General features: G+C 43.8%; 9 protein-coding genes. 8 read left to right on the top strand and 1 reads right to left on the bottom strand.

Translation table 11 applies throughout. The features are described 5' to 3' along the window. Positions 1-496: 496 nt before the first annotated feature. The gene (locus QMG91_RS09865) at positions 497-2,692 is read right to left on the bottom strand and encodes a serine/threonine-protein kinase (RefSeq protein WP_281826146.1); all 2,196 of its coding nucleotides are present in this window, start codon (positions 2,690-2,692) and stop codon (positions 497-499) included. A 309-nt stretch (positions 2,693-3,001) separates the two neighbouring features. On the opposite strand from QMG91_RS09865, the gene tagH reads away from it, so the two are divergent. The 8 genes from tagH to tssA are packed head-to-tail and all read left to right on the top strand — an operon-like array spanning position 3,002 to position 13,684. Then, the gene (gene tagH / locus QMG91_RS09860; protein WP_045962534.1) at positions 3,002-4,390 is read left to right on the top strand and encodes a type VI secretion system-associated FHA domain protein TagH; all 1,389 of its coding nucleotides are present in this window, start codon (positions 3,002-3,004) and stop codon (positions 4,388-4,390) included. Positions 4,391-4,394: 4 nt separating this feature from the next. Beyond that, positions 4,395-4,856, top strand: a complete 462-nt coding sequence (gene tssJ / locus QMG91_RS09855) for a type VI secretion system lipoprotein TssJ (protein WP_004400057.1) — start codon at positions 4,395-4,397, stop codon at positions 4,854-4,856. Between the two features lie 29 nt (positions 4,857-4,885). Continuing rightward, positions 4,886-6,211, top strand: a complete 1,326-nt coding sequence (gene tssK, locus QMG91_RS09850; protein ID WP_022550482.1) for a type VI secretion system baseplate subunit TssK — start codon at positions 4,886-4,888, stop codon at positions 6,209-6,211. A 14-nt stretch (positions 6,212-6,225) separates the two neighbouring features. Continuing rightward, positions 6,226-7,560, top strand: coding sequence for a type VI secretion system protein TssL, long form (gene tssL / locus QMG91_RS09845; protein ID WP_281826145.1), 1,335 nt, complete (start codon positions 6,226-6,228; stop codon positions 7,558-7,560). Then, positions 7,557-11,081: a type VI secretion system membrane subunit TssM gene (tssM, locus tag QMG91_RS09840; RefSeq protein ID WP_004408926.1), complete on the top strand. Its 3,525-nt coding sequence runs from the start codon at positions 7,557-7,559 to the stop codon at positions 11,079-11,081. The genes tssL and tssM overlap by 4 nt, the downstream gene beginning before the upstream one ends. Further along, positions 11,063-11,758, top strand: a complete 696-nt coding sequence (gene tagF, locus QMG91_RS09835) for a type VI secretion system-associated protein TagF (protein ID WP_004408927.1) — start codon at positions 11,063-11,065, stop codon at positions 11,756-11,758. The genes tssM and tagF overlap by 19 nt, the downstream gene beginning before the upstream one ends. A 13-nt stretch (positions 11,759-11,771) precedes the next feature. Continuing rightward, entirely contained in the window at positions 11,772-12,557 is a 786-nt protein-coding gene (locus tag QMG91_RS09830; protein WP_281826142.1) for a PP2C family protein-serine/threonine phosphatase, read from the top strand. Continuing rightward, positions 12,557-13,684: a type VI secretion system protein TssA gene (tssA, locus tag QMG91_RS09825; RefSeq protein WP_281826140.1), complete on the top strand. Its 1,128-nt coding sequence runs from the start codon at positions 12,557-12,559 to the stop codon at positions 13,682-13,684. Before QMG91_RS09830 ends, tssA begins: the two co-directional genes overlap by 1 nt. Positions 13,685-13,698: the final 14 nt, after the last annotated feature.

The following is a 13,698-nucleotide window of genomic DNA, read 5'->3' as shown; positions in this document are numbered from 1 at the left end:
TTACTCGATTGGCTCAAGTTTAACTTACTAAAAGCTCATCAAGATATAGAGTTCTCACTAATGATACAAATCTAAAGAGTAAAATGGCGTACTCATTTCACAGTTTGATTGAGTTAGCACATAACTTTAGACGAATTTTTTAAAAACGATTGCCCAGAGACGGCGTTGCGTTCAATGAAACATCAAAATTTTGAAGTCATTCCACTGATAATTTTCACTTTTGAGAAGGTTTATAAAAGCAGGGGCATATCAGTAAATTTTCGCACTTGATACAATTGGTTTACATAATTAGCTTGATTGATTAACCATAGGGCATGGTTATTTGGGATTTATGTCTAATAAATTTGTTTTATGATGCTTTCTATTAAATTGTAAATTGAATAAACATATCACTTTAAAGTTAAGCAATATTTATCTTAGTAAACAAAAAGCCAACTTCTCAAAGGAAGCTGGCTTTGATTTATTGTAATCGTATCGAAAGCTTTAGTTGGCTCTGTTATCCGCCTTGTTTAGATAATTCTACTTTTTGAAGTAGATCGTTTGCTTTCTTCATCGCCGCGCGAGCTTGAGACGCCTTACGTTTGTTCAGCAAAATGTCAGACAACTCGAGATAACGGTTTGCCGTTTCTGAGCGAATTTTAGCGACATCCCGGAAATCAGAAGGTACTTTGCTCGCGAAATTATCAATATTGTCAACTAAGCTATCAAGTTCCTTAATGGTATTAGAGCCTTCTAGTGTAGTTCTAAGTGCTGACAACTCTTCGCCATACAGTACACGCGCCGCCTCATATGGGTAGGTCGCAGACTGCCCTGAATTCACAGCCAATTGATAAGTGCTGAGTGCGCTGATAGCACTGGACATCTTGTTGCCCTGAACAAGCAGTGTTTTGTGTTCCTCTACGCTATCAAACAAAGTATTACCAACGGTGATGAGTTCAGCGAGAGTCACTGTATCTTTTTCTTTTAATGCAGTGTCAAACTTGGAACCGAATACCTCATTAGCCAGTGAAGATGGCTTAAATTGATAGTCGGAATTAATGGTCTGCAGATCGAGATACAGGGTGAACACATTGTCTTTACTGTCCGATTTACTGTAGCGACCTTTCTCAAGGTGGGTATTAATTCTCTGGGCAAGTACCGACAGCGTAGACAGCTTACTCGAACGAATATCTGCCGCAATGGTTTCAAGTTCGTGAGAATCAGGGTAGTACTTCTTAGCGTCTTCCAGAACTTTCTCAATAGAGTAGTAGTTTGGATACGAACTTTCTCTGTCATTCAGAATTTCATCAATTCGGGTTTCAAACTCTGAAATGATGGCTTCTTTGTGATGACGAAGTAATCCCTGAGAGATAACAGCATGATGAGTGGGTTGTGCATCGATCATAGCGAGCACGTCGGAGAACGGGGTATCGAGCAATGCGTTTTGGGCATCAATTTGCTGTTCTAATGCAGCAATATGAGTTTTATGGGTGTCGATTTCGGAGCTCATTTGTGAGTAGCCATAACCGAGCATTCCGACCAGACCCAATATCGCCACACCTGCTGCAATAGCTGGTGTGTAGTTCTTATGCAGGAACTCTTTTATCTTTTCTGCTGAATCAAGTTTTGGTTCTGAGCTTAGGTCTAGATAGTCATTAAGTGCCTTCCACTTAGACGCAGGAATGTTGGCAGGCTTCTTCGCTTTCAACCCTTCTTTTAACGCAATGTTCGCTGGTTTGCGTCCATAAGGGTGTTTGCAGCTAAGCAGTTCGTATGCGATGCAAGCAAACGCGAATAGATCGTCCGTGTGCTTTGGATCGGAACCATTAATCAGGTTAATTGACGCATAGTTTGGCGTGTAACCACCCACGTTGTCGTTACTTTCTTTTCTTGCTGCAGCATATTGATCTTGCTTGAGTTTGAAAGTCTTTGATACGCCAAAATCAAATATCTTAATTTGCCCATCAGAGTTGAGCATGATGTTCGCCGGCTTCAAATCAGCGTGAACAATATCTTGGTGATGGGCGTAGTGCAATGCATCTAAGATTTGGTCAAGAACGGCGAGCGCTTTGGTGTATTGCAAACCGGATGGACGGGAACGCTGAATCAATTGCTCCAATGTTTCTCCATCAAGGTATTCCATTACCAGATAGTAAATCTGTTGATCAACGCCAAAGTCGAAAACGCGGATAATATTGGGGTGACTTAGCTTTTGAGTGTTCTGAGCTTCACGAATCAGCATGCGAGCTGTTTCCGGCTGATTTACATACTCTTTTTGCAATATCTTCAGTGCCACGTATGGAGATTCGGAGCCAGAAGATTCGAGTACCTTATCTTTTGCCCGATACACATCGCATAGACCGCCATGTCCAATTAATGATTCGAGTTTGTATCTTCCCTTAACCAACGTGCCTACTAAGCTCTCGGCGTTTGAGGTTACGTTGCCTGGATTAGTGGCTTTTTTCGCAACTGATGCTGGTGGCTGAGTAGGAGACTTAGACTGTGCCTTTACTGGCTCTTCAGCAGGCTTTGGTTTTGCTGTTCCGGGTGCCTTGGTTTTTTCCTTTGAGGAGACTGGTTTTTTAGGCTCTGCTTTTTTCTCTTCAGGTTTATCAGCGGGTGCTGCAGTTTTGCGCTCAATTTTCACGATTTGAGTGCGATCACCATCTTGTGGTTTGGTTGGCTCTTTAGGGGGAAGATTATCTTTTGACATTTAGCGAACTCCAAGTTGAATGTCAGTAAGGTTAGGCACCCAGCAATTTGAAACAATTAGTAGGAATTAAAGTTTCGGCTTAGATAACAATCAAACGAAATTTGGTGAAGTAAATATTTTTTAAAATTTGATCTGCGCTGTATAAATCATTTTTCGTTGCAAAATATATTTCAAATTAAAAGCCAATTTAATCATAGTTCAGGCTAATTTTAGTGACGCTCTATTGTTATATTTATCATTGATAAAATAGTAAATTAGTTGCTTCTATTAATAACGTTAGAATTTATATAATGTTGGCTTGAGGTTATTATGGGAATCGTGCTGTCTATTAACAGCTTTCATAAATTTACATCTGAGATTCAGAGTGAGTTTGAATTTAATGATAATAATGTAAATGATTCAGTTAAATTCGGTCGCTCAGATAGCTGTGACTGGACATTGCCTGATCCAGAACGAGTTGTATCAAGTGTTCATGGTGAACTTATTCGCTTTGGTGGTGATTATTTAATAAGAGATTTGTCAACAAACGGATTATTCTTAAATAGGTCGGTAACGCCTGTTGGTAATGGCAATGAAATTAAGCTTAATGATAATGATATAATTACATTTGGTGAGTACGAAATTCTGGTTGAGTTAAAGAACTCTGGTGAAACGACCATTCACCCTCATCAGGAAGTCAACGCAAGTGACGTATTTAATCAAATTCCCAACGATGATTTTAATGCGCCAACTGGGTTTAATAATCACTCCCAAGACCACAATTTTGCCAGCGACTTATCTTCGAATTTGCAGAGCAATCCTGTGTTCGAAAGCGATATCGGGCTAACTGATGATTTCTTTAACTTGCAAGAAACACATGTTACAGACGATCTAGTAGCAGATACTCCTTCTCAACCCGCACAGCCACAGGTTGCGCCAGATTTTATTCCTGAGCCACCTCCTCAGCAACACGTACAGCCACAAGCACACAATGAACCTGCTCAGGCAACGGTTGCAACACCAAGAGTAGAACGCCCATCGCCGGGCAGAGCGGCTCCCCAAACTCAGACAGAAAAACCGCAAGTAAACCAACCTAGTCAAGCCCCTCAAGTGGCAAAACCTCACGTGGCAGGTGACACTTCAGGAGAAATGGACGAGTTTCTGAGTGGTTTGGGAATCACACGAAATATGGTCCCAGCTCAACACTCAGAAGAGTGGTTTAAGCAACTCGGTGAATCATTTGCGCTGTTGCTAGGTGGATTGATGGATACGCTTCATCACAGAGCAGAATTTAAACAGACAAATCGCTTGAATCACACCGCATTCCAAAGGCATGAAAATAACCCACTTAAATTTTCTGCAAACCTGGAAGACGCGATCCACAACCTCTACAACCGTAATACCGCGAGTTTTTTAGCACCACAGCACGCTATTCAAGAAGCCTTTGATGACATTGAAAAACACGAAAAAGCGTTAATGCTGGGTGTAGATGGCGCGGTACGTGGTGTTATGGGATTACTGAATCCAGATTATATTTCCACCATGAATGCGGGTGACGGTGTACTAGAGAAAATAATACCGGGTAAAACCCAAGCTAATTTTTGGAAAAACTACGAGAGACAATATTCAGATTTGTCCAATGAACTTGAAGAGAGTTCCACTCCATTCTATTTAGAAGACTTCGCTAAATCTTACGAAATGGCTTTGAAAAAAGGTTGAGAAAATGAAACAAAAAACAAAATTATCAATAATGGGGCTATTATTTGCATTCGTTCTGGCAGGATGCTCAGTAGCTAACTATGTTGTACCAGCGTATTCCACACTTGAATTTGAGGTTAGCAATAAGGCAAACCCAGATTTAAATGGTCGACCTTCTCCTGTAGTCATTCACGTGTATGAATTAACGTCAAATACGTTATTTGAAAGCCAAGATTTCTTTTCTCTATATGAAGAACCTGAAGAAGTTTTAGGTCCTGATCTAATTGCTAAGCAAGAATTTACTTTTGCTCCTGGTAGCACTGAGCTATATGAAGTAAGTATGAAGCCTGAAGTGGAATATGTCGGTGTTATTGCAGCTTACAGAGATATTGAAAATGCTAACTGGCGAAAAGTAATTCCAGTAGACAAAACGGGTTATGAAAAACACAAGTTACTTATTGGTGAATTGTCCATAGCTGTTAAATAAATTGTTGTACGAATAGGTTTACTAATTTAATGAGTGATTTTTCTCCCATCGCATGGTGTGAGGGTATGTTTTTGCGCCCTCAACATTTTCAGCAGCAAGAGCGAGCGATTAATTTTGAATCCAAGGAAATCCAGCAATTGCTGTCGCCGTATTCCTGGGGTGTTTCTTTAATTAAGTTTAACCAGGCGCTGCTTAAAGAAGGTCAACTTCATCTAGAGCAATGTCAGGCAATCATGCCCGATATGACCTTGGTTAATGTACCGGTTAAAGACAATGCGCCGAAACCTTTAATGGTGGATTCAGAAACCAAAGACACCTACATTTCCCTCGCTATTCCAGCTGACAAGGTGAATGGTCAGAACATCGCATCCGACTCAGAAGAGTTGGTTACTCGCTATATATATTCTGATCAATCTGTCACGGACAATGTCACTGGACACGATGAAGAAATCCTTCAGCTAGCTTCCTTGAGAGTTCAGTTGAAAGTCACCAATGACAAACTTCCTGGTTACCATTCCATTAGAGTTGCCAAAATTAAGGAAGTCACGACGGAAGGAGAAGTTCTGCTTGATCAGGACTTCATTCCACCTTCGTTAAATGCGAACAAGAACGAAACCATTCATAAGTATCTCAACAACATTGTTGCAATGATTAAAATCCGTGCCGATGCTCTTGCTCAAAGATTAGGGCAGGGGAAATCGGCATCAGCATCGGCTGTTGATTTTGTCATGCTTCAAATGCTCAACCGTCATGAGACAACCTTAAGGCATTTCAGCCAGTGTTCGGACCTACATCCCTTCCAGTTGACAACGGCACTGTACGGTTTGATTGGAGAGCTAGCGACTTTCTCGACTAAGTCTAAGCGTCCGCCTGTGTTACCGAAATACAAACATGGTGACATGGCAGAACTTTTCCATGTAGTGCATCAGATGCTCAGCCAGTATCTGAGTGTAGTACTTGAGCAAACGGCGACTAAGCTACCACTTGAGATCAGACAATACGGTATTCGTGTTTCCAGTATTCCTGACAAAAACATTCTTTCGAAGTGTCAGTTTGTTCTTGCCATCAAAGCTGACGTGGCAAGTGAAGAGCTGCGTAAACGCTTACCGTCTCAAATCAAGATCGGACCTGTCGAAAACATTCGCGATCTCATCAACAACCAGCTTCACGGTATCGCAATCTCGCCGCTGACTGTGGTTCCAAGACAAATTCCGTATCAGGCAGGTTACCAATACTTTGAAGTGACCAAGAAAGGTCCTTACTGGCAAAGACTGACTGAAAGTGGTGGTTTGGCAATTCATATCTCAGGTAACTATCCGGGGATCGATGTCGAGTTATGGACGATTAATCAATAAGTTGAAGTAGACTGATGGAAGACACTGTAATGAAACCTACTCCCGGACGTAGAGGTGGTGCTAAGCCAGCACCAGCAGCCCCCGCTTCTCCACCACCGCCCCAAGAGGGAGACAGCACTGTACTGCTTACCAAAGTAATCAAAGAGGAGAAATCCTCTAGTGTAATCGCGTTTGGCAAAAACCTTCTTCTGGCCGAAGCAAACGTGGTTCTCTCATTGATTGGTCAAATCAGAGCTACCAGCCAGTACGGTGATGTTCAACAGCTGCGAGAAGCTTTTGTCCAGAAAATTCGAGATTACGAAACCCGCTTAAGACTGCAAAACGCAAGAAACCAAGATATTGATATCGCACGCTTCTGCCTATGCTGTCTAATCGATGAAACCGTGCTGAACACAGTCTGGGGTGGTCAGTCAATTTGGGTAGACAACTCTCTGCTTTCAACTTTCTATGCCAATACTCAGGGCGGTGAGCAGTTTTATGATTACCTGGACAAAGCCATGTCCGCGCCAACCGAAAGCCTAGATATTCTGCAACTTCAGTATATTTGTATGTCTCTTGGTTTCATTGGGCGCTACCGATTAGAAAAGAACGGTGTGGAATCTCATCGCAGCTTGCGACAGCGTGTTTTCGACGTTATTACCACTGTAAGCGAGCGTCCACCTAAAGTACTGAGTGATGGTTGGCAGGATAAGGTACGCGTGGGTGAGGAAATCACCGAAAGCACACCAGTGTGGGTGACGCTTTCCATTGCGGGAGCCATCCTTGCCGCTACGTATATGGGATTCAATTATAAGATCAATGAAGAATCTAATAGGACCTTTACCAACTTACTTAACCTCGTCCCTTCTGTTGAAGTAACTGAATCGACACCTTTGGCAGATGTTGCTCCTGTTGCTCTACGAATTCAGGACTATCTCGCTACCGAAATGGATCGTGGTGTTGTAGAGATTCAACAGCTTCCAGATAGAGTCAGAATCTCATTTGCAGCAAACGAACTGTTTGACTCTGGCAGTGCTGAGCTGACCCAACATATTCGTCCAGTACTGTCCAAAGTAGGTCGTTCTTTAGAAGGAACGAAAGGTCGAATTATGATTGTTGGTCATACCGACAACAAGCCAATTTTTACTAGTAAGTTCCCGTCTAACTGGCACCTGTCCTTAGCCAGAGCCACATCGGTAACTAATCATCTTGCTGACAGCAGTAATCTTACCGGTCGTTTGATCCCGGAAGGCATGGGAGACGCAAGACCACTCGTTGATAACGACACCGAAGCAAATCGAGCGAAAAACCGCCGTGTTGAAATCGACTTGTTAGTGGCACAAAGAGCTGTAGGAGGAGAGGAACAGTGAGTTTTAAAGCTGTAGGGAAATTTGTCAGCCAAAAATGGTTTGTCAGCTTAATTGGTCTGATTGCTCTGTCACTTATGATCTGGCTGGTTGGCCCGCTCGTGGCCGTTGCTGGTCATGAACCTTTAAAAAGCGAAACCTCTCGTCTTCTAGTACTGCTAGCACTAATGTTTGGCTGGGGTGTCGTGAACATCCGCCAGCAGAAGAAAGAAAAGAAAGAAGAAGATGAAAGCATTCAGAATCTTCTGGAAGTCAATGCGCAAGACGATGAAGAATCCGCTGCCGAAATTGACTTGCTCAAAGAGAGAATTGATCAGGCAATTCAAGTCTTACACAAGACGGGCAAACGCGGAAAGCAAAGCATTTACAAACTGCCTTGGTACGTTTTAATTGGTCCTCCTGGAACAGGTAAAACGACGGCACTAGCAAATTCTGGTTTGGAGTTCCCACTTTCTGACAGCTTAGGGCAAGATCCTTTGTCTGGGATTGGTGGAACTCGTCACTGTGACTGGTGGTTTACTAATAAAGCGGTGCTGATTGATACGGCTGGCCGCTATACCACGCAAGACAGTCATTCAGAAAAAGATTCCAAAGCTTGGTTGGGTTTCCTTGGGTTACTTAAAAAGTACCGTACGAAACGTCCTATCAATGGTGCCATCGTGGCAGTAAGTTTGGTGAGCTTGATGAGCCAGACTCGTACAGAACGAGGCATGCATGCAAGAGCAATTAAGGCGCGTATTCAGGAGCTGAAAAACCAGCTTGGTATGCAGTTCCCTATTTACATTGTTCTCACCAAAGCTGACCTAATAGCAGGTTTTAATGAGTACTTTGCAGACTTAGAGGACGAAGAGCGCGATCAGTTACTTGGTTTCATGTTCCCTGAGTCTTCAGAAGATGAGAAAGGTGTTATTTCTCTGTTTAACAAAGAATTTCACCATCTTCTGGAAAGCCTCGATAAACGCATGAACAAGCGTTTAGAACAGGAAACTGATCTAGACAAGCGAGCACTGATTTTTGAGTTTCCAAAGCAGTTAAGAATGCTTCAGGCAAATGTTGACGAGTTTCTAAGCGACATCTTTGCAAAGAACGCCTTCGAAGAGTCAACCATGATTCGTGGTGTGTTTATCGTGAGTGCGGTTCAGGAAGGCATGCCAATTGACCGCGTAATGAATGAAACATCATCAGGTCTTGGGCTTTCTCAGCTATCGCTTAAAACCAGCTCTAAAGAGTCAGCGAGTTTCTTCATTCGTTCTCTGTTTGAAGACATTATATTCAGAGAGCAATTCCTTGGCAGTGTGAACCGTCATCATCAAAAGCAGAACCGTTGGGTCAAGCATGGTGCACTGGCATTCAGCTTGGCGAGTGTGGCGGCTTTTGGCGCAATCTGGTTCCAAAGTTTCCAATGGAATAAGCAACTTATCACTGAAACCGATGATCGCATTGCCAATATCGATGAACAAGTGAAGCGAATCGATTTTGATTTCGAAGACAACTTAGTGGAATCCCTTGAGTTGCTCGATGAAATCATGGGGCTACCTATGGGGTATGCCGGATACTACGAAGACGTTGAAGGCATTAAGAAGTTTGGATTGTATCAGGGCGACAAGATAGGGCAGCCAGCGAAAGCTGCCTATCACCAGGCGTTAAATGGCTACTTCTCTAAGCTGTTGGAATCGGCGCTTATCAGTGAGATGGAAGCGAGTCAGTCTCACCGGGAATACTTGTACGAAACTCTTAAAACATACTTGATGCTGTTTAATCCGGAGCGTTTCGATATCGTCCATGTCGAAAGTTGGTTCGAACTCTATTTCGAGAACAACTTCCCAGGTGAGTTCAACGAAGAAAAACGCGCTTCTCTAATGATGCATACCAAGAACTTGTTGGCTAACGACGACCTCGGGCTATACGTGAACAATGACGCAGTCCAAGACGCGCGTAATGTACTTACTCAGTTGCCATTGGCAGAGCGTGCTTATCAGCGAATGAAACTGCAATTCATTAAGAGCCATGTACCTTCATTCCGAATCACAGATGTTATGGGGTCACAAAGCCTTAGTCAGTTTGAGCGTAAAAGCGGCAAACCACTTTCTGCCGGAATACCTGGGTTCTACACCTTTAATGGTTTCCACAGTATTTTCCAGATGCAGATTGGACGTACAGTTAAAAACCTGATGGAAGATAACTGGGTCTACGGCGACAACATCGATATTCAAGCGGTAGATCATGATCTTGCGGTTAAAGGTGTACGCGAGCGTTACTACAGAGATTACATCTATGAATGGGAATCTTTGATTAACGACATTGCACTTAAGTCGACACCAAGTCTGGAGCTTAGTCTGATTCAAAGCCGAATTCTCGCGAGTTCCGAGCGCCCGGTGGAATCCTTCCTGAAAGCAGTTCAGAAAGAAGTTTCGCTAACGAAAGTGTCGCTAAGCCAAAACGAAAAAGTGGCTGCTGAAGTGGCGACAAAAGCTGCCGATGTTGCGCTGCACAACAAGAAAAACGCTATTGGTCGATTCATGCCTACCGAGAACACAGAGCTGGCTATCAACCTTCCAGGCAAAGAGGTAGAAAGAGCGTTCGAAGGTATCATCAAAATCGAGCAACAGGATTTTGAACTGATCAACCAGTCTCTTGTTGGATTGAGAGAATACTTGTCCGACTTATCAAGTTCAGGTAACAACCAGAAACTGGCATACAAGAGCATTTTGGATGGAACAGTAACTGAAGACGTTGCGCGTTCACTTAAGCGCACCAATCAGATTCTACCTGCTCCGTTTAACCGCTGGCTAGTTGGTCTTTCTCATGAATCAACACGCTTGGCAGAAAAGGGTTCTCAGAATCACTTGAACCAGATCTGGAAAACTCAGGTGGTTAAAGCTTATGAGCGAAGCATTGAAGGTCGATACCCATTCAATCCTTCTGCTAAGAATGAAGTGAACCTGAAAGACTTCAAACGCTTCTTTGGTTACGGCGGAACATTAGACAGTTTCTTCTCAGACTACTTGGAGCCGTTTGTCGATACATCTGGACGTGTATGGCGCTTCGAAAAAGAAATTGGAGTGAGCCCTGAGACGTTAGCAGTGTTCCAGCGTGCAGAGAAAATCAGACAGACTTTCTTCGAAACCGATAACTCAGTGAAGATTGAGTTCGGCTTGAGACCAAAATATCTGGACCAACATATTTCTAAGTTCAAGTTAGAGCTGGGTTCACAAAAACTGGTTTACAGCCATGGTCCAGAGCGAACTCAGAATTTGTCTTGGCCTTCAAGCAAGTCGGAAACACGAATTATCTTTATTCCGCCTAACTCATCCAGAGAGATCTCACACACCTACGAAGGTCAATGGGGTCTGTACAAGATGCTCGATCAGTCACTTAAGGCTCGTCCTGAAACACGTAAGGACAACATTGTCATGATTGATCTCAAGGGGAATAAGGTTCAATTGGAGTTAATACCGAGCAGTACCATTAACCCATTCTGGTCGAACGATATGGAGCGATTTACATGTCCTCAAACCTTATAACACCACAATGGGGATATTTTGGAAAAGTGCCGGCTAAAGGGGATTTCATACAGGAATCCCTTCCACAAGACTTCTTAAAATCATGGCAAGACTGGCAGCAAGCGGTGCTTGCTGTTAGCCGGGAACAAATGGAAGAATCCTGGACACAGCACTACATGAACGCGCCAATCTGGCACTTTGCGCTTTCACCTAATGTGTGTGGTGAGAACACGGTTATTGGCACCATGATCCCGAGTGTTGATTCTGTTGGAAGATACTACTTCTTTACTCTGGCAAGACCTGTTGAAGGCTCTGCTATCAGCTATTGGCAAGACAGGAAATGGAGCGAAGCCGCGGAGGATCGCGCATTAGAAGTGCTTGATGATAACTTCCAGCTAGAAGCTTGGACTCCACTACTTACAAATGAGCACTGGGAAGCAGTCTTAACCCGTTCGCCAGTGCTTAAAGCAACACCAGTAAACGGTGAGTTTCAAAACCTGTTGTTTGAAGAACAAATTCCGCTTGAAAGCAATCATCTGCTTCAGCATTTACTCAAGACTCAGTTGCCGCGCACATGCTATTGGTGGACCGAAGGTTCAGAGACTATTCCGGCAATTTCAACGTTTACAGATGGCTTGCCGGCCGTCGGACAATTTGCAGCCATGCTAGATGGCAATTGGGATCAATGGAATTGGTAAGGAGTAACGCGAAATGAATTGGAATTTCTTTACCTTTTCAAAAACGCACCCAGGGAAGGTCAGACCCTACAACGAAGATTCTCTACTGGACTTATCTGCAAAGCGTGTCTGGGTTGTAGCGGACGGAATGGGCGGTCATGAAGCCGGTGATATTGCCAGTCAAATGCTGGTTGATACCATCGAAAAGTACGCGAATGAACATCAGGACTTTTCTATTGATGACCTGAGAAAAGCCGTTTTAGAAGCGAACTACGCGATATATGACTACGCAAGAAGTAACCTCGATGGGAAAACCATGGGGACAACGTTGGTGCTCTTGTACATTCAGGATGGGTTCTACCACTGCTTGTGGGTAGGCGATAGCCGTATTTACCTTATGAGAAACAATCAGTTAGTCCAAAAAACGCGCGATCACAGCCAAGTCATGGACTTGGTTGATCAAGGGCTGCTGAATTTTGATGACGCCGAGAGTCACCCTCTGGCAAATGTGATCACCAGAGCGATAGGGGTGGAACCCGATGTTGTCGTCGATCAGGTGTCTGGGCAACTGGTACCCGGAGATCAATTTCTGCTTTGCAGTGATGGTCTCACTAAAGAGCTAAACAATGCTGAACTGGCTAGAAGCCTTCAGGCAGATGCTGTTGCTCAGTCTGGTTTGGCACTTATGCATTCAGCCTTGGTGAAAGGCGCACAAGACAACGTAACCTGCGCACTGATAAAAGCAACCGCTGCGGAATATTCATCTGAGGTTGCACAATCTGATGATGCAACGGTTCCAATTTTCGCAAGGAGTCGATAATGATGTACGAAGCCTCCGATTTTGAATGGATCGAACAAGCACTTCTTCCTATATCTGAAGAAGCGCCAGCAGGTGCAGATCCGCGTTCTGATGTAAGCCCACAGTCGGCTTACTTCCGTTTGAAAGACCAGCGTATGGTCGCACGAAATGAAGAACGCAATGCGATCATCGTTGAAGAACCTCTACTCAATTACGTCAATCTCTGGATTCCGTTTCTTGAAACCGTTCCAGAGCAATTGTCCAATCACTCAAAAGATTTGGAACTGGTTGCCTGGGTGATTGAGGCGATGACGCGAGCCTATGGGTTCAAGGGATTTGCAGAGGGCTACCAATTAGCCGCTCAACTCATTGAAAACTTCTGGGATCATCTTCATCCGATGCCCGATGAAGATGGAATCGAGACACGCGTCACTCCAATCATTGGACTAAACGGAATAGAGAAAGAGGGTACTTTGCTGTTTCCTCTGTCTTCCATTCCACTTACAGAGACACATACGGGGCAGTCATACGCCTACTGGGAGTATCAGCAAGCGGTCGATCTGGAACGTTTAGACGAAGACAAGAAACGTCAAAAACTGGATGGCGGTGCGGTAGAGCTTAAGTCGATTCAAGACGCGGTTAACCAGTCTTCGAAGGAGTTCTACCAGCAGCTTGGAGAAGACCTTGCGTTAGCCATTGAAGCATTTAATCGATATAGCCAGTCCATGGATGATGCTTGTGGCGAAGTAATGCCAAGTTCTCATATCCAGAAGAAGCTTGAAGCCATTCAATCTGCACTTAATCATTTGGCTGGTGACAGGCTTAAAGCAGATGTGGCAGTAGAAACAGAATTAGAAGAAGTCGTTGAAGAGACTGCAGACGGAACAGTAGAAACGGTTGCGGTACCTGCAGGTCAGCTATTAGCGGCGAACTTGGCATCAAGAGAGCATGCTATAGAGCAACTCAAAAAGATTGCGGAGTTCTTTAAGGAAACTGAACCACATTCTCCCGTTTCGTATTCAATCGAACAGGTAGTGAGGTGGTGTGATATGCCTCTGCCAGACTTGTTGGCAGAGCTTATTTCTGATGGAGAAGCCAAGAACGGCTACTTCCGTTTGGTTGGCATAGTAGACCAAGATGGCGAATAACAAATAAGGGAGAA

This window comes from Vibrio nigripulchritudo, from assembly GCF_027924785.1.
GTDB lineage: Bacteria > Pseudomonadota > Gammaproteobacteria > Enterobacterales > Vibrionaceae > Vibrio > Vibrio nigripulchritudo.
Note: the sequence above shows the minus strand (reverse complement) of the source record. Positions and strands in the feature narration are given on the sequence as shown.